Source organism: Salmonella sp. 3C (assembly GCF_025426275.1).
GTDB classification, from domain to species: domain Bacteria; phylum Pseudomonadota; class Gammaproteobacteria; order Enterobacterales; family Enterobacteriaceae; genus Salmonella; species Salmonella enterica.
The window spans coordinates 356,306-375,733 of record NZ_CP104858.1; the positions used below are offsets into that span (position 1 = coordinate 356,306).

General features: G+C 57.6%; 19 protein-coding genes. 2 read left to right on the forward strand and 17 right to left on the reverse strand.

What is annotated here, in order from left to right; genetic code table 11:
- Positions 1-5 precede the first annotated feature (5 nt).
- The 16 genes from eutL to maeB all read right to left on the reverse strand — a co-directional run bounded on the left by eutL (position 6) and on the right by maeB (position 15,885).
- Positions 6-665 carry an ethanolamine utilization microcompartment protein EutL gene (gene eutL / locus N7E69_RS01700; RefSeq protein WP_001111056.1) on the reverse strand — a complete coding sequence of 220 codons (660 nt, stop codon included), beginning with the start codon at positions 663-665 and terminating at the stop codon, positions 6-8.
- A 9-nt stretch (positions 666-674) separates the two neighbouring features.
- Positions 675-1,571 carry an ethanolamine ammonia-lyase subunit EutC gene (eutC, locus tag N7E69_RS01705; RefSeq protein ID WP_000372354.1) on the reverse strand — a complete coding sequence of 299 codons (897 nt, stop codon included), beginning with the start codon at positions 1,569-1,571 and terminating at the stop codon, positions 675-677.
- 18 nt (positions 1,572-1,589) lie between these two features.
- A complete protein-coding gene (gene eutB / locus N7E69_RS01710; protein ID WP_000769983.1) occupies positions 1,590-2,951 on the reverse strand; it encodes an ethanolamine ammonia-lyase subunit alpha in 1,362 nt (453 codons plus the stop codon).
- A gap of 11 nt (positions 2,952-2,962) precedes the next feature.
- Positions 2,963-4,366 carry an ethanolamine ammonia-lyase reactivating factor EutA gene (gene eutA, locus N7E69_RS01715; RefSeq protein WP_001097518.1) on the reverse strand — a complete coding sequence of 468 codons (1,404 nt, stop codon included), beginning with the start codon at positions 4,364-4,366 and terminating at the stop codon, positions 2,963-2,965.
- Positions 4,363-5,589, reverse strand: a complete 1,227-nt coding sequence (eutH, locus tag N7E69_RS01720; protein ID WP_000512354.1) for an ethanolamine utilization protein EutH — start codon at positions 5,587-5,589, stop codon at positions 4,363-4,365. The genes eutA and eutH overlap by 4 nt, the downstream gene beginning before the upstream one ends.
- Before the next feature lie 119 nt (positions 5,590-5,708).
- Positions 5,709-6,896, reverse strand: a complete 1,188-nt coding sequence (gene eutG / locus N7E69_RS01725; RefSeq protein WP_001147501.1) for an ethanolamine utilization ethanol dehydrogenase EutG — start codon at positions 6,894-6,896, stop codon at positions 5,709-5,711.
- Positions 6,886-7,725: an ethanolamine utilization protein EutJ gene (gene eutJ, locus N7E69_RS01730; protein ID WP_001675775.1), complete on the reverse strand. Its 840-nt coding sequence runs from the start codon at positions 7,723-7,725 to the stop codon at positions 6,886-6,888. The genes eutG and eutJ overlap by 11 nt, the downstream gene beginning before the upstream one ends.
- A 10-nt stretch (positions 7,726-7,735) precedes the next feature.
- Positions 7,736-9,139 carry an aldehyde dehydrogenase family protein gene (locus N7E69_RS01735; protein ID WP_001075640.1) on the reverse strand — a complete coding sequence of 468 codons (1,404 nt, stop codon included), beginning with the start codon at positions 9,137-9,139 and terminating at the stop codon, positions 7,736-7,738.
- Between the two features lie 11 nt (positions 9,140-9,150).
- Positions 9,151-9,438, reverse strand: coding sequence for an ethanolamine utilization microcompartment protein EutN (gene eutN, locus N7E69_RS01740; RefSeq protein WP_001522340.1), 288 nt, complete (start codon positions 9,436-9,438; stop codon positions 9,151-9,153).
- Between the two features lie 112 nt (positions 9,439-9,550).
- On the reverse strand, positions 9,551-9,841 hold the full coding sequence (eutM, locus tag N7E69_RS01745) for an ethanolamine utilization microcompartment protein EutM (protein WP_000387716.1): 291 nt from the start codon (positions 9,839-9,841) through the stop codon (positions 9,551-9,553).
- Between the two features lie 40 nt (positions 9,842-9,881).
- On the reverse strand, positions 9,882-10,898 hold the full coding sequence (gene pta, locus N7E69_RS01750) for a phosphate acetyltransferase (RefSeq protein WP_000582938.1): 1,017 nt from the start codon (positions 10,896-10,898) through the stop codon (positions 9,882-9,884).
- Positions 10,895-11,698: an ethanolamine utilization cob(I)yrinic acid a,c-diamide adenosyltransferase EutT gene (gene eutT / locus N7E69_RS01755; protein WP_000997654.1), complete on the reverse strand. Its 804-nt coding sequence runs from the start codon at positions 11,696-11,698 to the stop codon at positions 10,895-10,897. Before eutT ends, pta begins: the two co-directional genes overlap by 4 nt.
- Complete coding sequence (gene eutQ, locus N7E69_RS01760) at positions 11,695-12,384, reverse strand: ethanolamine utilization acetate kinase EutQ (protein ID WP_000733864.1); 690 nt, start codon at positions 12,382-12,384, stop codon at positions 11,695-11,697. The genes eutT and eutQ overlap by 4 nt, the downstream gene beginning before the upstream one ends.
- Positions 12,362-12,841 (reverse strand): ethanolamine utilization acetate kinase EutP, encoded by a 480-nt coding sequence (gene eutP / locus N7E69_RS01765; RefSeq protein ID WP_000820751.1) that lies wholly within the window; start codon positions 12,839-12,841, stop codon positions 12,362-12,364. The genes eutQ and eutP overlap by 23 nt, the downstream gene beginning before the upstream one ends.
- A 12-nt stretch (positions 12,842-12,853) precedes the next feature.
- Positions 12,854-13,189 carry an ethanolamine utilization microcompartment protein EutS gene (gene eutS, locus N7E69_RS01770; protein WP_001031445.1) on the reverse strand — a complete coding sequence of 112 codons (336 nt, stop codon included), beginning with the start codon at positions 13,187-13,189 and terminating at the stop codon, positions 12,854-12,856.
- A gap of 416 nt (positions 13,190-13,605) precedes the next feature.
- Positions 13,606-15,885: an NADP-dependent oxaloacetate-decarboxylating malate dehydrogenase gene (gene maeB / locus N7E69_RS01775; RefSeq protein WP_000344299.1), complete on the reverse strand. Its 2,280-nt coding sequence runs from the start codon at positions 15,883-15,885 to the stop codon at positions 13,606-13,608.
- Positions 15,886-16,156: 271 nt separating this feature from the next.
- On the opposite strand from maeB, the gene tal reads away from it, so the two are divergent.
- Together tal and tkt are read left to right on the forward strand one after the other, a co-directional pair.
- Positions 16,157-17,107, forward strand: coding sequence for a transaldolase (tal, locus tag N7E69_RS01780; RefSeq protein ID WP_001072448.1), 951 nt, complete (start codon positions 16,157-16,159; stop codon positions 17,105-17,107).
- 19 nt (positions 17,108-17,126) lie between these two features.
- A complete protein-coding gene (gene tkt / locus N7E69_RS01785; RefSeq protein WP_000087326.1) occupies positions 17,127-19,127 on the forward strand; it encodes a transketolase in 2,001 nt (666 codons plus the stop codon).
- 62 nt (positions 19,128-19,189) lie between these two features.
- Here tkt and N7E69_RS01790 read toward each other — a convergent pair whose 3' ends face one another.
- The gene (locus N7E69_RS01790) at positions 19,190-19,420 is read right to left on the reverse strand and encodes a hypothetical protein (protein ID WP_000700635.1); all 231 of its coding nucleotides are present in this window, start codon (positions 19,418-19,420) and stop codon (positions 19,190-19,192) included.
- Between the last annotated feature and the right edge of the window lie 8 nt (positions 19,421-19,428).

Here is a 19,428-nt window from a genome sequence, read left to right on the forward strand (position 1 = left end):
CTCCGTTACGCACGCTGGACAGGGTTACGAGCAATATCCAGCACGGCGTCGGTAAAGGCGTTGCAGGCGGCTTTACACGCGGCCTGGCTTCCCGTTAAGAACGCAGCCGAATAGTTGGTTTCCGACGGCGGCGGCACGTAAGTCACCAGTTGAACGTCAGCGGATTTCATCGCCGCGTCAATGCCGAATGTCGCTTCCAGCGGCGGCGCCACCAGGTAGGCCATTGGATCGCCCAGCGCGATACCTGCGGTAGACGAGAGGTACGAGCCGGTACGCGAAACCACATGCGCCAGGAACGCGGTATTTTCCGCATCGTTCGCCCACTGGAACGCCGCGCCGTTTTCAATGCTGGCGACCATTGCATCCAGACCGGCGCGCACTTCCGCCGGGTTCGGTCCGCCCAGCATAATCAACACCTCACCGGCGGTAGGCGACGGCCCGTGAGCCGCCCCGGCATAGAGGGAGCGGCCATAGACCACTTCCACCATCGCCTGTTTTGTCGCTTCATCAGCGGCAATATAGGTCACATCATCAGAATCTGCCGTGATGAGTCCGAGACTACGTATATGTGGCGGTAATTTAAGTTCCCGCGCAAAGCCGTCATTCACGGAGGCAATCACGCGCATGGCAGTCACTGAAGGTCGAATTAAATCTAATGCAGGCATGATGTCTCCTTAACGGGTCATGTTGATGCCGGACGCTTTCTGCTCCAGCATCCGTTTGGCCAAATCCACAATCACGGCGGCGGCTTCTACTGGCGGCGTCCCCCCCTGATGAATGTTTGAAATACAGGTTCTGTCGGCCTCGACGGTGGTCGCCACGCGCGGGGAATAGACCGCGTAGCAGGAAAGGCTTTCCGACTGCCCCAGCCCCGGACGTTCGCCCACCAGCAGGATGACGACCTTCGCGCCGAGAATTTCGCCAATCTGATCTTCAATCTTCACGCGGCCATAGCGCACAAAGAACGGCGTGCCGACGTTCAGCCCGGCCTGCTTCAGACCGGCAAGCAGCGGCGGCAGGATCTCTTCATAGTTGGCGGTGATCGCATCCGTAGAGAGGCCATCGGAGACCACTACCTGCACATCCGGGTTCATCACGCACTGTGACTTCAGCGCGTCAATGGCTTCCGGGCTCAGGCGACGCCCCATATCCGGGCGCGTCAGGTACAGGTTTTTGTCGCTGATCTCCGAACGCACTTCCAGCAGCCCTTGCGCTTTTACCCACTCTTCCGGCACCTCTTTGAGCACGGTATCTTTCGAACGGGAGTGATCCGCCAGGAAGCGCAACAGCGCCTGGGTGCGCGGACGCGGCCCGGCACGACCCGTACAGACGCGTGCCGCAGTACTGCGACGCAGTTCGGTCAGCACGTCCGCACGATGCGGATTCTCGACGCCAATCCAGGCTTTTGCCTCTGCGGAACCTAAATCCAGCGCGCAGCTTTCGGTCACCGTCGGCGCGGCGCACTGCGGCTTTGCGCCTTCCTGCGTTGACGGCGCGACGGGCTGCGGTACGTCCTGTCCCATTGACGCCATCACGCTACGTACAATTTCTTCAATCTGTTTTTGATCCATGGTGTTATCCCCGCGTCATCAGAAGAACAGTGACGGATCGCCCGCCCGTTTGGTCAGACGACCGTTTGCCATAATGCCCATCGTTTCCAGCCAGCGTTCAAACTCCGGCGATGGCCGTAAATTCAGCAACTGACGGACGGTGGCGGTATCGTGGAAAGCGGTGGTCTGGTAGTTGAGCATGATGTCGTCGCCGAGCGGCATCCCCATGATGTAGTTACAGCCGGCAGTGGCGAGCAGAATCATCAGGTTTTCGTTAAGGTTCTGGTCGGCGTCGGCATGGTTGGTATAGCAGCAGTCGCAGCCCATCGAGATGCCGCTCAGCTTGCCCATAAAGTGATCTTCGAGACCGGCGCGGATAATCTGCCTGTCGTTGTAGAGATACTCCGGCCCGATAAAGCCCACCACGGTGTTCACCAGGAACGGATCGTAGTGGCGCGCCAGCCCGTAGTTACGCGCTTCCATCGTCACCTGGTCGGCACCAAAGTTCGCGCCTGCGGAGAGCGCAGACCCTTGCCCGGTTTCAAAGTACAGGCAGTTTTCCCCGGCGATGCGGTTGAACTCCGCCCCCACAGCCCGCGCTTCGTCGAGCATGGCCAGCTCGACGCCGAACTCTTTTAAGCCCTTCTCGCTGCCGCAAATGCTCTGGAAAATCAGTCCGCCCGGCGCGCCGCGACGAATCGCTTCGATCTGGGTGGTGACGTGCGCCAGCACGCAGCCCTGGGTCGGAATATTGAATTTATCGATAACGCCGTAAACGGTGTCGAGCACGCGGGTCAGGTTCTCCACGTCATCGGTCACCGGGTTAACGCCGATCACCGCATCGCCTGCGCCGAAAGAAAGCCCTTCGTAGATTTGCGCGGCGATACTCTGTACATCGTCACGGGTATCGTTCGGCTGCAAACGGCAGCTAAAGGTGCCCGGAATACCGATAGTGGTATTGGCTTTTTTGATCACCGGCATTTTCTTGCCGCCGTAGATCAGGTCAGCGTTGGAGCAGATTTTCGCTACTGCCGCCACCACTTCGGAGGTCAGCCCTTTGCGGATAAACGCGATGTCGTCCACGGAGGTTTCATCGCTCAGTACGTATTCGCGCAGTTCGCTGATGCTCCAGTTTTTAATCCGGTTATAGGCCGTTTCGTTGACGTCGTCCTGAATCAGGCGCGTCACGCAGTCCTCTTCATAGGCAATCACCGGATTGTTGCGGATATCCGCCACCGTCATTTCCGACAGTACCTGTTTTGCCGCTACGCGCTCCTGCGAACTTGCCGCGGCAACCCCGGCCAGCACGTCCCCCGAACGCAGTTCGTTGGCTTTAGCCAGTACCTCTTTTACATCCTTAAACTGATAAACATTGCCGAACAATGTGGTCTTTAGTTTCATAAGTCGTTCCCTCAGGAAGGAAATGCGAGTGATTTCACCGTCACCGGCACAACCGATCCGCCAAAAAGAGGCGTACCAATGTCGATATAGTCTCCCGCCCGCACGACCACCTCATCGATGACCGCCAGCGGAAGTTGCGGTAACTGTGGGCGCAATAACATGCCCAGCGCTTTACCAAAATCCTGCTCGGCCACCACCAGCAGGGGATGTGGATTGGGATAACGCGCGACAAAAGCCGTCAGCGCGTTGATGACCGTGAGTAATGCGGCGTAACGCACCGGGAGCGTGGCGGGAAGCGCCAGCACGTAAGCGTCGGTTTGCGGGTCGAGATCAAGCTGGAGAAGCGCCTGCCGCCAGGCGTTCACCAGATCGGCATCATCCTGCGGGATCGCCACCGGCAGGTTGCGCAGCGGCAGTTGGACGTCTTCCAGCCAGATAGTACTGCCGGAAAGCGAGAGCGTATGGGCCCCCGCGCCAATCACCGTGGCACGCACGGTTTGCGCCGGGAACTGCACGTTCATCTCGCGCAGGCGCGGATGTTCATGCAACGCCGTGGCGAGCAGCGGTCCAATGTCGGAAAAACAGAACGGATCGGCAGGTTGGTTGCGGTAGCATTCACCTACCCCACCGGAAAGGGTGATCACCTCTGGCGTAATATCGGCGGGCAGCAGCCCGGTTTGCATCAGCGATTGCGCCAGCGGCGAGAGCGCGCCGGTGATAACCTCGACGATGAGATCCGCCATCCGCCGCGCCACCTGCCCCAACTGTGCGGCAGCTAAGGCGCGAGCATCAGTACCCGAACCGAACACCTCATCGATAATCATCTGCCCCGGCTGATGGGCATAAACCACGCGCCCCTGAGCGTCGGTTTCCAGCAGGCGACCACCGACGTTAAGGCAGGCGGTGCCGCTGACTTTTCCCGCGTCAAACAGCGCGTAGTTAGACGTGCCGCCGCCGATATCAATATTCAGCACCCGGCACATCCGCTGCTCAGACAAGCTTTGCGCTCCGGCGCCGTGACCGGCAATGACTGATTCCAGATGCGGCCCGGCGCTGGCGACCACAAAGTCGCCCAGCGACTGCGAGAGCGCCATGACCGCCGGACGGGCGTTACGGGTTTTGGCGCTTTCGCCGGTGATAATGATAGCCCCTGAGTCCACCGATTCAGGCGCGATGCCTGCGGCCTGATACTGAGCCAGAATCAGCGCTTTAAGTTCGGCCTCTTTCAGACCGCCCTGCTTATCCACGGGCGTAAAGAAGACCGGGCTTTGCCAGCTAATGTCGCGTTTGATGAATTCGTAGCGCGGCACCTGCGACACCGCCGCACGGTTAACCAACTCCAGGCGCGAGAAGATCACCTGCGTGGTGGTGGTGCCGATATCGATACCGACGCTCAGTAGCTGGCGAGTGTTCACGATTGCGCCTCCGCTTCGGTTTTCACCTGGGCGGCGTCATCTTTCGGCACCAGCATCATCGCCACGCCAATCGCCGTCACGCCGCCGATCAGCTTGCCGACAATCATCGGGAAGATCATGGCGTTCATGTTGGCGGCGGCGAAGCCTAAATGGTCGCCCAGCGCGAACGCCGCAGAGACGGCAAATGCGCAGTTAATCACTTTGCCGCGGGTATCCATCTGCTTCATCATGCCGAACATGGGGATATTGTTCGCCAGGGTCGCTACCATGCCTGCCGCCGCAATATTATTTACGTTCAGCAGTTTACCGACATTCATCAACGGTTTTTCAAACCAGCGGGTCAGTAACAGCACCATCGGATACGCGCCAAGCAGCACGCAGGAGATAGAGCCGATCACTTCAATGGCGCGCATCACTTCGCCGGGTTTGTCGCCTGGCGCCATAAAGATCGGGTCGAGTCCCGGAATCAACTCCCAACCCAACAGGAATTTAACCACCGCAGCCGCCAGACCGATGGTGATCAGCGCCACCAGAAATTTGGCGAAAATCTGGAAACCGTTGATCATTTTTTCCGGGATGAACTTCAGCCCCAGCGCTACCAGCACCGCGACGATCAATACCGGGATCATGTTCATCAGGATCAGCGCGAAGGTAAACTCCACTGGCTGACCATTGATCTGCACGCCTGAGTACATGGCGATCAGTCCCCCCGCAATGCAGCCAATGGGAATGGTGACGATACCCGCCAGTACGCCAAGCGCCAGGTAGCGGCGGTCAGACGGTTCGATAATGCCGAGCGCCACCGGAATGGAGAACACAATGGTCGGCCCCATCATCGACCCAAGTATTAACCCTGAGTATAGCCACGCCGCGACATCACCGCCGGCCAACTCTTTGGCGAGGAAGAATCCGCCCATATCACAGGCCAGTAGCGTACCCGCGAACATGGATGGGTTCGCGCCCAGAATTTCGTATACCGGGATAATAACCGGCCCCAGTACATGCGCCAGCACCGGCGCCAGCGCGGTCATACCGACCATCGCCAGTCCCAGCGCGCCCATCGCCATAAAGCCCTCTTCAAACTGGCCGCCAGACCCCTCGATACTCTTGCCGAATTTACCGAGGAAGCGCGCCGACCCGCCGAACTGCGACAGGATTCTGTCCACGGCGGCAATCAGCATAAAGAACATCATGATGTACATGATGATTTCGTTAATTCCCATAGCCCTTACTCCCTGCCATTTATGATTTGTAGGCCGGATAAGACGTTTACGTCGCCTCCGGCATTAACGCCGTGTTATTGCCGGATGGCGGTGCGAGCACCTTATCCGGCCTACAGGCATTACCCGGCAGCCGCGTACAGGTCGATAATCTGTGCCTGTGTGGCGGTGCGTGGGTTACTGCGCAGACAAATATCCTCCAGCGCGGCTTGCGCCCATGCGCTGTAGTGTTCGGGTTTAGCGCCAGCGTCAGCCAGCCGTTTGCTCTGCCCCACTTCGGCAATCAGCTCGCTCACCGCCGCAATCGCATCGCGATCGTCCGATTTCTTATTGGTTAACGCCCGACCGATTTGACTGAAGCGCTCGCGGCAAACCATCCGGTTAAAGCCCATGACTGTTGGCAGCAGCATGGCGTTGGCCTGGCCGTGCGGAATATGCAGCGCCGCTCCTGGCTGGTGCGCCATCGCATGACACAGCCCCAAACCGGCGCTGGAAAAGGCCATTCCCGCCATACAGGAGGCCAGCAACATATTTTCACGCGCCGCCAGATCGTGGCCGTACCCCACGGCTTTCGGCAGCGATTTGCCAATCATCGCTATCGCGCCAATCGCCAGGCTGTCGGTAAACGGCGTGGCGTTGAGCGCGCTGTAGGCCTCAATCGCATGCGTCAACGCATCGATACCGGTCATCGCCGTCACGTTTGGCGGAACGCCTTCGGTCACGGCAGCATCAAGAATCGCCACGTCCGGCATTAGTGACGCGTGTGCCAGTACCTGCTTGCGCCCGCTGACCGCGTCGATAATCACCGTCACGTTGGTGGTTTCAGAACCGGTTCCGGCGGTGGTCGGCACCGCAATCAGCGGCAGACGCGGGCGTAATGTACTGTGCTCGGTCATGGCGCTCAGCGTCTGGTCAGGGTTAGTCACCAGCAGGGCGACCGCTTTCGCCGCGTCCAGCACCGAACCGCCGCCAAAGGCCACTACGCCGTCGCACGCCGCCTCACGCAGTTGCGCCACCGCCGCGCAGACATCGGTAATGCACGGCTCGCCTGGCGGACACGGCCAGACCGTCATCGCCACACCTTTCATCGCCAGGCTGCGTGCCAGCGGCGCGGTCATTCCCGCCTGATGCAGGAAGCTGTCGACCATCACAAACAGATGGCTTACGCCCCGCGCTTGCGCTTCCTGGCCGCAGGCGCCGAGCGCCCCAAGCCCGCACAGCGTGACCGGCGGTACGCTGAACGTTTTCACCCGTTGCAGATTCAGGGTGTCGAATGCCTGAAACAGCGCCGTCTGTAGTTCAGCTTGCATAGAGTCCCTCCGCTTTTGCTCTCCCGCTGTTAGCTATCGCCAGCGGGGTCATAAACAGGCTGTGCTGTGGTAAATGCACCTGTAACTCCGGGAAACGCTGGCGAAATAACGCCTCCACGCCCGGCTGCATACAGGAACCGCCCGCCAGCCATAAATCAGCAATTCCTTGCCCTTCAATGTGGCGAGCAACGATCTCCGCCATCTTTTCGTACACCGGCTTCACTACCGGCCAAATCTCCTGCGCATTGCTGCGCTTGTACTGTTCCGCCTCTTCCAGGGGAATACGGCGGTTGCCCGCCAGCGTCAGGGAGATATGGTGCCCGCCAGTGGCTTCATCGGCGGAGTAAGTCACCTTGCCCTGTTTGACGATGGCAATGCCGGTAGTGCCGCCGCCAATATCCACCACGCCTGCATTATCAAGCGCCAGCAGATCCGCCACCGCCGTCGGTTCATCCAGTACGTGGCTGACTTCTAACCCGGCAGACTCCAGCACGTTGATCGAAATACGCGGGTCGGTGCCCGGCGGGAACGAGGTCGCCGCGTGGGTAAAGCGGCAGCCGAGCTGCTGTTCAAGGGTGTCGAGATGGCGGCGCACGAGGGTGACGGCGCCGAAGAAATCCCAGACGATGCCGTCACGCACAACGTCGGCCCAGTCAAGGCATACCGCCACCGGCTGGGCGTTGCCGTCGACCACCATCGACACCACGTCGCAGGTGCCCAAATCGACGCCCAGCCACAGCGGTGTATCGCTGGCGGCGGGCGTCTGGTTACACAGGACCGCCGCTTTTTGCAGTCTTGGGGTGAGCCAGAGTTGTTCGTCGTGCGCCATGAGTCATCCCTTATACAATGCGAAACGCATCCACCAGCACGCATCGACGCAGCCGCACAAAGGTACGCGCGCTGGTCACCCCTTCGCCGGTTGGCGTGGTGATGGTCATGGTGGTCCAGCCTTCTCCGCCCAATCCAAGCCCGGCAATGCACGGCCCGTTTTTGACGAAAATGCTGGTGTCGATGGCGTTCGCCATCTGGTTCATGTTGTCGATATTGCGCGAGTGCATCGCCGCCGTATGGTGGCAACCGCCTTCAAGCTGAACCGCCAGGGCGATGGCTTCTTCGACGTTGGCGACCCGTACCACCGGCAGTACCGGCATCATCATTTCAGTGACGGCAAACGGATGGTTAGCGGGCGTTTCCACAAACAGCAGGCGCGTTTGATCCGGGACGTTCAGGCCAATGGCTGCGGCAATCTTGCCCGCGTCACGACCGACCCAGTCACGGCTGACGGTGCCTTTGCCGCGCTCATCAATATTCTTCAGCAGCACCGGCTGGAGCTGTTCGGCCTGAGCGGCGGTCAGTTTCACCGCGTGCTGGCCTTCCATCAGACGCATCAGCTCGTCGGCGACGCTATCCACCACAATCAGCACTTTTTCGTCGGCACAGATGATGTTGTTATCAAAAGACGCGCCTTTGACGATGGATTGTGCAGCGCGCGGCAGGTCGGCGGTCTCATCCACCACCACCGGGGGATTGCCGGCACCGGCGGCAATCAGGCGTTTATTAGTATGTTTGCGCGCCGCGTCCACCACCGCTTCGCCGCCGGTCACCACCAGCAGACCAATACCGGGGTACTTGAACAACCGCTGGGCGGTTTCGATATCCGGGTTCGCCACGGTGACCAGCAGATTTTCCGGGCCGCCGGCGGCGACCACCGCCTGATTGAGGAGGGTGATTGCCCGCTGAGAGACCTTTTTCGCCGCCGGATGCGGGGCAAACACGACGCTGTTGCCTGCGGCAATCAGGCTGATGGCGTTATTAATCACCGTCGCCGCCGGATTGGTGGACGGCGTGACCGAGGCCACCACGCCCCACGGCGCATTTTCAATCAGCGTCAGGCCGTTATCGCCGGTCAGCACCTGCGGAGATAAACACTCGACGCCCGGCGTGCCGCGCGCCTGCGCCACGTTTTTGGCAAATTTATCGTCAACGCGTCCCATGCCGGTTTCGCTGACGGCAAGTTCCGCTAATTCTCGGGCGTGTTTTTCGCCCGCTTCGCGAATGGCATGAATGGCAAGCTGGCGCATCGCCACGCTCTTCAGCCCCTGCTGGGCCCGTTTTGCTGCCGCCACTGCGTCATCCAGGGAGGCAAAAACGCCCATCTCATGAACAGTGCTGGCCGGCTGGCTGCTGTCTTTCATTTTCAGCAGTACCGCTTTCACCACCTGTTCAATATCCTGTTGATTCATGATGTTCAGTCCTATTTATGGAAAACCACTTTCCCGCCAGCCACCACTTCATCGACGATGCCAATGACGCACAGATCGACCGGTGATAATTCGCTGCGATGCGCCTGGCGCGCGGAACTGCCGCTGACCAGCAGTACCCACTCTCCGGTTCCCGCCCCGATACTGTCGATAGCGACGGCACACTGCCCGTCGGGGTTGCCCTGGGCATCGATCATTTCCACCATCAGCAATTTGTCATGCGCCAGTCCCTGATGGCGGACGGTACATACGATTTGTCCTGTGACGACTGCCAGTTTCATATCCGCCTCCATGGATTGCCCGTTGGGTCGTAGGCCTTGAATCTGCGCACCATCAGGCAATGGCGCGCATTCATGCCGGATGGCGACGCTGCGCGTCTTATCCGGCCTACCATCAAATGTTGCTGTCGCCTTTGAAGCTGATCGGGAACACTTCTTCCAGATCGCCGTGCGGGCGTGGAATCACGTGTACGGAGACCAGCTCGCCAATGCGCTGCGCCGCAGCGGCGCCAGCATCGGTTGCGGCTTTGCACGCCGCCACGTCGCCACGCACCATGGCCGTACACAGGCCACCGCCAATCTGCTTCACGCCGACCAGCTTCACGCGCGCGGCTTTTACCATCGCATCGGAGGCCTCAATCAGCGCAACCAGGCCCCGGGTTTCAATCATTCCTAATGCTTCCATCGTGTTTTCCTCTCATTAAAGGGGTCCAGAACGGGACCGTTCATTCAACCAGTGTGTGTAAGCTGCGTTCGCGGCTCACGTCAGCCTGGCGCGGCACGGCTGCCACCAACGCCAGTTCGATAATTTCCTGCACGCTACAGCCTCGGGAGAGGTCGTGAAGCGGCGCGGCAAGCCCCTGAATTAGCGGCCCAACAGCGCGATAGCCTCCCAGACGCTGAGCGATTTTGTAGCCAATATTGCCCGCCTCCAGCGACGGGAAAATCATCACGTTGGCGCGGCCTTGCAGCGGGCTGTCAGGCGCTTTTTGCGCGGCGACCTCCGGGACGAAAGCGGCGTCAAACTGCAATTCACCGTCCACAAGCAGTTGCGGCGCACGTTCGCGAACGAGCTCTGTCGCCTGCTGCACGTTGGCGACATTGGGGTGACGGGCGCTGCCGTTGCTTGAAAATGACAGCATCGCCACGCGCGGCTCTTCGCCGGTAATGGCCCGCCAGGTGTCGGCGCTGGCGATAGCGATATCCGCCAGCTGCGCCGCCGTCGGCTGCGGTACTACGCTGCAATCGGCGAACCCTAATGCCGGACCGGCATACTGCGGCAGCATCAGGAAAATAGACGACAATGTTTTGCACCCAGGTTGCAGGCCAATCACCCGCAGCCCTACGCGCAGCACATTCGCCGTTGACGACAGGTTGCCTGCGATACACACATCAGCCTCACCGGCGCTCACCATGGCGGCAGCGAACATCAGCGGGTCGCTAAGCTTTTCCACTGCGTCCGGCGGCATTTTTTCTCCGGCGCGGGCAAGCCAGCGTTGCGCAAAACGCTGGCGCATACTCAGGTTGCTGTGTGGGTCGATGACCTGAATGCCATCCATCGGCATACGATGACTCAGGGCAAACTGACGCAGCGCAAACGGGCTGGCGACCAGAACGGGGCGAGCCAGACCGTACTGTTGCAGGTAATGCGCCGCTTTCAGCACGCGTTCGTCCAGCGCATCAGGAAAGACGACTCTGGCGGGGGCGCGTACCGCCAGTTCGCGGGCGCGTTCAATGATCATGGCTTCTCTCCCAACCGTTGTTGAATTTGGGCGACCGTCAGCGGATGTTTCGCCACGCTCAAAATCATCATCACGTAAACCGTGCTGGAGAGACGGTTCAGCGCCTGTAAAATGTCCGGGCGCAAGACCTCAAAACTACGGGTAATAAACACTTGTGCGGCGAGGGTTTCCGTTTCGCGGACTTTGGTTCGCAGCAGATTAAGCAGCGCCGCATCGCGACCGTGGCTGGCCTCCGGCACCAGGTGATCGTGGTCGAGGTAGCGCAGCGGCTGGTGGGAAAGCCGATGCAGCTCATCCTCGTTGAGCCCGACGATCGCCTGCGCCGCCAGCGGTTCATCTATAGCGTCGGCGCGCATAATGTTGCCCAGCCGCGAGCGGATATCGAAAAGCCACGGCTGCCAGGGTTCCGCCAGTTCGATTTGTAGCCACACGGTCAGCGCGATGGCGCTGTCGAGCGCGGCGCGAAAGCCGAGGCGCGGGTCGCTTTTGGCGACCATTTTGTCCGCCGTCAGATGGGTCAGCGTATCGGGCTTTTTCACCACCGGCTGGCGGCACAGTTCACAGCAGGCCTGTGGGTGCGTATCGCTACTGGTTAAGCCATGTACCGGCTGCGGCTGCTGTTCGTCATCATCGACAAACAGCCTGCCTTGCGGATCCAGAAACTTAATGCGCAGGCGGCGACTTTCCAGCAGTTCCCGGGCCGAGGGCGTCAGTCGTGCATCAGCGGGCAGATGGATCTCCGATCCTTCGCTGAGCGTATGATTCGCTCTGAGCCACGTTTCGGTGATGAAATCGTTCATACGGATTGCCAGTTCGCAGGCCAGGCGACGTACAGAAAGCGCACGGACGTTGGCGTGCCAAATTCAATGCTGGAGCCTTTAGGGATGAACATGACATCTCCGGCTTTGGCAATCATGGTTTCGCCTTCATGGCGTACGTGCAGTTCGCCCTCCAGCACCATGTCGATTTCGTCGTAGTTCAGCGTCCACGGAAAAAAGGCGTTGTCCCACTGCATAAACCCGGCGGCCATGCTGCTGCCGTCCTGCTCTGTAACCAGATCGGTTAAGCCGACGCAGTGCGGTTCGGCGCCGTCGAAGCGGCCAAATTTCACGCTGCTGCCGTCAATGACTTTCACGCCGCCTTTACCCGTGACGGAGGTAAAGCTCGGCTGCATCGTCCCCAGTTCCAACGACTGCTTTTCCTTCAGCACTTTTTCCATCAACTGCGCCACCAGGCTTTCAGTAAACTGCCCTTCCGGGAGCTGCGCGATGATGGCTTCCCGAATGCGCTGGCTTTCGTTTTTACACGCCTGCGCCGATGTGGATGCCGGAACGGACTCGTCGCATTCGGTAATCGTGAAGCCCAGTAGTTCCGCCACTTCGCGAGCCTCCGGGGTAATAATGCTGGCGCGCAGCACTACCGACATCGCCTGTTCGCCGCGGGCGTGGGCCGCACGAATATCGTTAGCTGTGATAAGTTTTTTCACCTGCCTCTTCCTCCTGTTCACTGAGAGCCGCCAGATAATCCACCAACTGCCGCACGCTTTGCGGGTCGTGGCCGTTGAGCTCGAAAATCGGCTCCCGGAATCCAATCTCGCAAAGCAACTGCCGCGTAGCGGCGACGTCGGCATCCGGCATGTCCGTTTTGCTGATAACGGCGATATGTCGTTTACGGGTTCCAACATCCAATAACCCGGCAGGTAAGCGACTTTCTTTATCGTTTGCCGCGTGGACATAAATCAGCGTGTCCACATCCTGCAACGTGGTAATTAAGGCGTGATACCAACGGGGATGGCTAAAATATTCACCCGGCGTATCGATATCGCCATGATCATTAAATTCCACGGCCTGCGTTTTTCTGGCGAGGGAATAATTTCCCCGTAACGCGTTAAAAAGCGTTGTTTTTCCGGCACCGACCGCGCCGACAAAAGCAATACGTTTCATTACCGCCACCAATTAACTTTTTGTTAACTCACACAGGGTAAAGTTTAATAATCGCCCCAGCCCGCTGACCGTCTGTAATAGCGCTTCTTCTACTGCGCCGACGGTGCCATAAATCACCAGCGCGCCGCTAAATCTGTCGAGAAAACCGATGTGTACATCCGCAGCCTTCATCGCTAAATCGCCAGCGATCATCGCCGTTTCCCCCGGCGTTAAGGTCATAATGCCAATCGCGCCAGCATCGGGAACGCCGATCTTTTTCGCCAGTTCTTCACCAGGGTGCGCAATGAGATGCGCCAGAGTGACCTGTTTGCCCGGCACAAATTCCTGAATAATGCGTTCTTTATTCATTGCTCACCGTCTCCACTGAAACTGCCGTCATCGTGGCAATTTTTTGTCGGAGTAAATAACAAAATTCGGCAAGGTGATGTAAAAGGTGAGGTAGATCACTAAGAGAAAGAAAATAAAAGGGACTTCTGTCGAAGGTGTTAACGATAAATATCGTGGTGCATCACATTTTCAGGCGTCATTCTGAATTTAAGCCTGTTCCGCAATAAATACCCACCGACTATTCTTTATATTACTATTATTGATAAAAATAATGCGTATCACTCGATTTGTGCATAGTACAGATTCAGTGAAATAAGTAGGGGTAACGCAATAGGTTCCAGAATATCCCCACTCGAGCCTTTCATGCCATGGCGAAGCCCAGCGGCGCATAAAAAAAGCGCAGGAGAACCTGCGCCAGAAGAGAGAGTAATACGTTATTAAAGCGGCGTGGTTTGCGCTTCAACTACCGCTAACGCCACCATATTCACGATACGGCGTACAGAGGCGATCGGCGTTAATACATGTACCGGTTTAGACACGCCCATCAGGACCGGGCCGACCGTGACGCCTTCGGAACTGGAGACGCGTAGTAAGTTGTAACTAATGCGGGCGGCTTCCATATTCGGCATCACCAGAATATTGGCGGCTCCCTTCAGCGGGCTATCCGGCATCCGGTCATTACGAATACTTTCCACCAACGCCGCATCACCGTGCATCTCACCGTCAATCATCAGATCGGGCGCTCGTTCGCGTACCCGCTCAAGGGTTTCGCGCATTTTGCTGGCGGACAGCGAATTTGAGGAACCAAAGTTAGAGTGCGACAACAGCGCGACTTTCGGCTCAATACCAAAGCGGCGAACGGTTTCCGCCGCCATTACGGCGATCTCCGCCAACTGTTCCGGCGTGGGATCTTCGTTAACATAAGTATCGGCGATAAAAGTGTTGCCGCTTGGCAGCAGTAAGGCGTTCATCGCCCCTGCCGTATGCACGCCGTCACGGTAGCCAAAGACGGCTTTCACGACGCTGAAATGCTCATGGTAGTCGCCGATGGTGCCGCAGATCATCGCATCCGCTTCCCCACGCTGCACCATGATCGCGCCAATGGCCGTATGGTTGCCGATCATCGCACGCTGCGCCTGTTCCTGAGTTACCCCGCGACGCTTCATGATCTGGTAATACTCGCTCCAGTACTCTTTGAAGCGCGGATCGGATTCATTATTCACGATCTCGAAATCAACGCCCGCTTTGATCTGTAGCCCCAGTTTCTGGATACGCATTTCGATCACGCTCGGACGTCCGATCAGGATGGGCTTCGCCAGTCCCAGGGTTATCAACTCCTGGGTTGCGTGCAGCACGCGCGCCTCTTCCCCTTCCGGCAGCACTACGCGCTTCGGATCTTTGCGTGCCTGCGAGAAGATCGGCTTCATGAACAGGTTGGTTTTGTAGACAAACTCGGTCAGTTTATCGATATAGGCATCAAAGTCAGCAATCGGGCGCGTCGCCACGCCGGAATCCATTGCCGCTTTCGCGACCGCCGGAGCGATTTTGACAATCAGACGCGGGTCAAACGGTTTCGGAATAATGTATTCCGGCCCAAAGCTCAGGTCCTGATCGCCATAGGCCGAGGCCACCACTTCGCTCTGTTCGGCGTGCGCCAGCTCGGCAATCGCACGGACCGCCGCCAGTTTCATCTCTTCGTTGATCGCCGTCGCGCCGACGTCCAGTGCGCCGCGGAAGATAAACGGGAAGCACAATACGTTGTTCACCTGGTTCGGATAGTCGGAACGACCGGTACAGATGATGGCGTCCGGACGCACTTCTTTCGCCAGCGGCGGCAGAATTTCCGGTTCCGGGTTAGCCAGCGCCAGAATCATTGGCGCGCGGGCCATTTTCTTCACCATCTCCTGAGTCAGCACTTTCGGGCCTGAACAGCCGAGGAAAATATCCGCGCCGTCAATGACCTCATCCAGCGTGCGCTTGCCGCTATCGTCTACCGCATAGGCCGCTTTGGTCTCCGCCATATTCGGCTCACGGCCTTTGTAAATAACGCCCTTAGAGTCGCACACCACGATGTTGTGCTTTTGCATCCCCAACGCGACCAGCAGGTTCATACAAGCAATTGCCGCCGCCCCTGCGCCGGAGACGACCATCCGTACGTCGGAAATATTTTTCTCTACGACTCGCAGACCATTAAGAATGGCGGCCGTACTGATGATCGCCGTTCCGTGCTGATCGTCATGGAAAACCGGGATGTTCATGCGCTCGCGCAGTTTCTGTTCAATATAGAAACATTCCGGCGCTTTAATGTCTTCGAGGTTAATGCCGCCAAAGGTCGGCTCCAGCGCTGCGACCACATTGATAAATTTGTCCGGATCAAGCTCATCGACTTCAATGTCAAACACATCGATGCCGGCGAATTTTTTAAACAGAACGCCTTTGCCTTCCATGACCGGCTTGCCGGCCAGCGCGCCAATGTTGCCTAACCCCAGCACCGCTGTACCGTTGGAAATGACCGCGACAAGGTTGCCGCGCGCGGTGTATTTGTAGGCTGCCAGCGGATCTTTTTCGATTTCCAGGCAAGGCGCCGCCACGCCTGGCGAGTAAGCCAACGCCAGATCGCGTTGGGTGGCAAGGGGCTTAGTCGGAGAAACCTGAATTTTACCGGGTACCGGAAATTCGTGGAAATCAAGGGCGCTTTGTTTTAACTGCTCATCCATCTTGTTGTTCCTTTCACGTATCGTTCAAAAAGTGACGCGGCCTGGTGCGCCGCACATTATCACCGTACTGCGCAACACAAACTTTGAAGGTCTGCAAACTATCACGACACGGCGCAAGAGTTTGTTATCAACTTATAACGGCCATGTTACCTGCTTATACCAGCAATACCATGCCTGTCTGCTATGCTTTTTGGTTATGTAGTGTATCAATCTTTCAGAAGTGTGAATCAACACACTCATCTAACACTTTACTTTTCAAGGAGTATTTCCTATGAACCAGCTAGACGGCATCAAACAATTCACTACCGTCGTCGCCGATAGCGGCGACATCGAGTCCATCCGCCACTACCAGCCGCAGGATGCCACGACAAATCCCTCTTTACTGTTAAAAGCCGCCGGGCTTGAGCAGTATGGTCATTTGATTGAGGATGCGATTGCCTGGGGGAAAAAACACGGCGGTACGCAGGAACAGCAGGTTGCGGCAGCCAGCGATAAACTGGCGGTCAATTTTGGCGCGGAAATACTGAAAAGTATTCCCGGTCGCGTCTCCACTGAAGTCGACGCGCGGTTATCGTTCGATAAAGAAAAAAGTATCGAGAAAGCGCGCCATCTGGTGGATCTCTACCAGCAGCAGGGTGTTGATAAATCACGCATTCTGATCAAGCTCGCCGCGACCTGGGAAGGTATCCGCGCCGCCGGGCAGCTCGAAAAAGAGGGTATTAATTGCAACCTGACGTTGTTGTTCTCTTTTGCCCAGGCGCGCGCCTGCGCCGAAGCGGGCGTCTATTTGATCTCTCCGTTCGTGGGCCGAATTTACGACTGGTATCAGGCGCGTAGTCCGCTGGAGCCGTATGTCGTGGAGGAAGATCCCGGCGTGAAATCGGTACGCAATATCTACGATTACTTTAAACAGCATCGCTATGAAACCATCGTGATGGGGGCAAGTTTCCGCCGTACTGAGCAAATCCTCGCGCTAACCGGCTGCGATCGACTGACTATCTCCCCTAACCTGCTTAAAGAGCTGAAAGAAAAAGAAGAACCGGTGATCCGTAAACTGGTGCCTTCCTCGCAGATGTTCCACCGTCCTACGCCAATGACGGAAGCGGAGTTCCGCTGGGAACATAATCAGGACGCGATGGCCGTAGAGAAGCTGTCGGAAGGTATCCGTCTTTTTGCCGTTGACCAGCGCAAACTGGAAGACCTGCTTGCCGCCAAACTATAAACCTTGCATGGAGTGATTTATGTCCCGTAAAGACCTTGCCAATGCGATTCGTGCGCTGAGCATGGATGCCGTTCAAAAAGCCAATTCCGGGCACCCCGGCGCGCCGATGGGGATGGCGGATATCGCTGAAGTGCTATGGAACGATTTTCTTAAACATAACCCCACCGATCCGACCTGGTATGACCGTGATCGTTTTATCCTTTCCAACGGTCACGCCTCCATGCTGCTCTATAGTCTGCTGCATTTAACCGGTTATGACCTGCCGCTGGAGGAGTTAAAAAACTTCCGTCAACTGCACTCTAAAACGCCAGGTCACCCGGAGATTGGCTATACGCCCGGCGTTGAAACCACCACCGGACCGCTGGGCCAGGGGCTGGCGAATGCCGTCGGGCTGGCGATTGCCGAGCGTACGTTAGGCGCACAGTTCAACCGGCCGGACCATGAGATTGTCGACCACTACACCTATGTCTTTATGGGCGACGGCTGTCTGATGGAGGGGATCTCGCATGAGGTGTGTTCGCTGGCTGGTACGCTGGGACTGGGCAAACTGATCGGCTTTTACGATCACAACGGCATCTCCATTGATGGCGAAACCGAAGGCTGGTTTACCGACGATACCGCCAAACGTTTTGAAGCCTACCACTGGCATGTCGTGCATGACATTGACGGGCACGATCCGGAAGCGGTGAAAAAAGCCATTCTCGAAGCCCAGAGCGTAAAAGATAAACCTTCGCTAATTATCTGTCGGACGGTGATAGGTTTTGGCTCGCCGAATAAAGCCGGGAAGGAGGAGTCGCACGGCGCGGCGCTGGGCGAAGAAGAGGTGGCGCTGACCCGCCAGAAGCTGGGATGGCATCATCCGGCGTTTGAGATCCCAAAAGAGATTTACCGCGCGTGGGATGGCCGTGAAAAAGGCGAGAAAGCGCAGCAGCAGTGGCAGGAAAAGTTTGCTGCTTATGAGAAGGCTTATCCTGAGCTGGCCGCGGAGTTTACCCGCCGGATGAGCGGCGGACTGCCGGAGGCATGGGAATCCGCCACGCAAAAATTTATTAACGACTTGCAGGCTAATCCGGCCAAAATCGCCACCCGTAAAGCATCGCAAAATACGCTCAATGCCTACGGTCCCCTGTTGCCGGAACTGTTGGGCGGATCGGCGGATCTGGCGCCGAGCAACCTGACTATCTGGAAAGGTTCGACCTCGTTGAAAGAGGATCCGGCAGGTAATTATATCCACTATGGCGTGCGCGAATTCGGCATGACCGCCATTGCCAACGGCATCGCCCACCACGGCGGCTTTGTACCGTATACCGCCACGTTTCTGATGTTTGTCGAATATGCGCGTAACGCGGCGCGTATGGCGGCCTTAATGAAAGCCCGGCAGATTATGGTCTATACCCACGACTCCATCGGTTTAGGCGAAGATGGCCCGACGCACCAGGCCGTGGAACAACTGGCGAGCCTGCGCTTAACGCCAAACTTCAGCACCTGGCGTCCCTGCGATCAGGTTGAGGCGGCGGTCGGCTGGAAGCTGGCCATTGAACGTCAGCACGGGCCGACGGCGTTGATTCTCTCGCGGCAAAATCTGGCGCAGGTGGAACGCACGCCGGAACAGGTGAAAGCGATTGCCCGCGGCGGTTATATTCTGAAAGATAGCGGCGGCAAGCCGGATATCATTCTGATCGCTACCGGATCGGAAATGGAAATTACCCTCCAGGCGGCGGAAAAATTGACTGGCGAGGGGCATAACGTTCGCGTGGTGTCGTTGCCTTCAACGGATATTTTCGATGCGCAGGACGAGGCATATCGCGAATCTGTGCTACCGGCGCACGTGACCGCCCGCGTCGCGGTGGAAGCCGGTATAGCCGACTACTGGTATAAATATGTTGGCCTAAAAGGCGCAATTATCGGCATGACGGGATACGGTGAATCCGCCCCGGCTGACAAACTGTTCCCGTATTTTGGCTTTACCGTGGAAAATATTGTAGAAAAAGCCCGCCGGGTGCTGAACATCAAAGGCTAAGGCGAGCGTTAGCAACACAGACTTTGCACAGTCTGCAGACCTGTTCTGTAGGCTGTGCAAAATTACTTCGTAGACTCAGGCGCATCTGACTGCCCGATGACGACCTCATCAATGGATTTATGGCACATCAGGCAAAAGGCCTTTTTTTTATGCGCCTGCAATGTTGAATCCCACGCCGCTGATCCGCCTTCTTTATTCACTTTTTCTCTTATCGCCGCCAGCCGATCTATTTCATAATAAGCGCTCAGGCAGCCACAATGGGGGCATAATACGGGGCCATTATTTATTTTCATACTATTTC

Excerpts from the sequence above, each read along its gene's own strand:
- eutL (WP_001111056.1), bottom strand. The coding sequence starts at position 665 with ATGCCTGCATTAGATTTAATTCGACCTTCAGTGACTGCCATGCGCGTG.
- eutC (WP_000372354.1), bottom strand. The coding sequence starts at position 1,571 with ATGGATCAAAAACAGATTGAAGAAATTGTACGTAGCGTGATGGCGTCA.
- eutB (WP_000769983.1), bottom strand. The coding sequence starts at position 2,951 with ATGAAACTAAAGACCACATTGTTCGGCAATGTTTATCAGTTTAAGGAT.
- eutH (WP_000512354.1), bottom strand. The coding sequence starts at position 5,589 with ATGGGAATTAACGAAATCATCATGTACATCATGATGTTCTTTATGCTG.
- eutG (WP_001147501.1), bottom strand. The coding sequence starts at position 6,896 with ATGCAAGCTGAACTACAGACGGCGCTGTTTCAGGCATTCGACACCCTG.
- eutJ (WP_001675775.1), bottom strand. The coding sequence starts at position 7,725 with ATGGCGCACGACGAACAACTCTGGCTCACCCCAAGACTGCAAAAAGCG.
- N7E69_RS01735 (WP_001075640.1), bottom strand. The coding sequence starts at position 9,139 with ATGAATCAACAGGATATTGAACAGGTGGTGAAAGCGGTACTGCTGAAA.
- eutN (WP_001522340.1), bottom strand. The coding sequence starts at position 9,438 with ATGAAACTGGCAGTCGTCACAGGACAAATCGTATGTACCGTCCGCCAT.
- eutM (WP_000387716.1), bottom strand. The coding sequence starts at position 9,841 with ATGGAAGCATTAGGAATGATTGAAACCCGGGGCCTGGTTGCGCTGATT.
- pta (WP_000582938.1), bottom strand. The coding sequence starts at position 10,898 with ATGATCATTGAACGCGCCCGCGAACTGGCGGTACGCGCCCCCGCCAGA.
- eutT (WP_000997654.1), bottom strand. The coding sequence starts at position 11,698 with ATGAACGATTTCATCACCGAAACGTGGCTCAGAGCGAATCATACGCTC.
- eutP (WP_000820751.1), bottom strand. The coding sequence starts at position 12,841 with ATGAAACGTATTGCTTTTGTCGGCGCGGTCGGTGCCGGAAAAACAACG.
- eutS (WP_001031445.1), bottom strand. The coding sequence starts at position 13,189 with ATGAATAAAGAACGCATTATTCAGGAATTTGTGCCGGGCAAACAGGTC.
- maeB (WP_000344299.1), bottom strand. The coding sequence starts at position 15,885 with ATGGATGAGCAGTTAAAACAAAGCGCCCTTGATTTCCACGAATTTCCG.
- tal (WP_001072448.1), top strand. The coding sequence starts at position 16,157 with ATGAACCAGCTAGACGGCATCAAACAATTCACTACCGTCGTCGCCGAT.
- tkt (WP_000087326.1), top strand. The coding sequence starts at position 17,127 with ATGTCCCGTAAAGACCTTGCCAATGCGATTCGTGCGCTGAGCATGGAT.
- N7E69_RS01790 (WP_000700635.1), bottom strand. The coding sequence starts at position 19,420 with ATGAAAATAAATAATGGCCCCGTATTATGCCCCCATTGTGGCTGCCTG.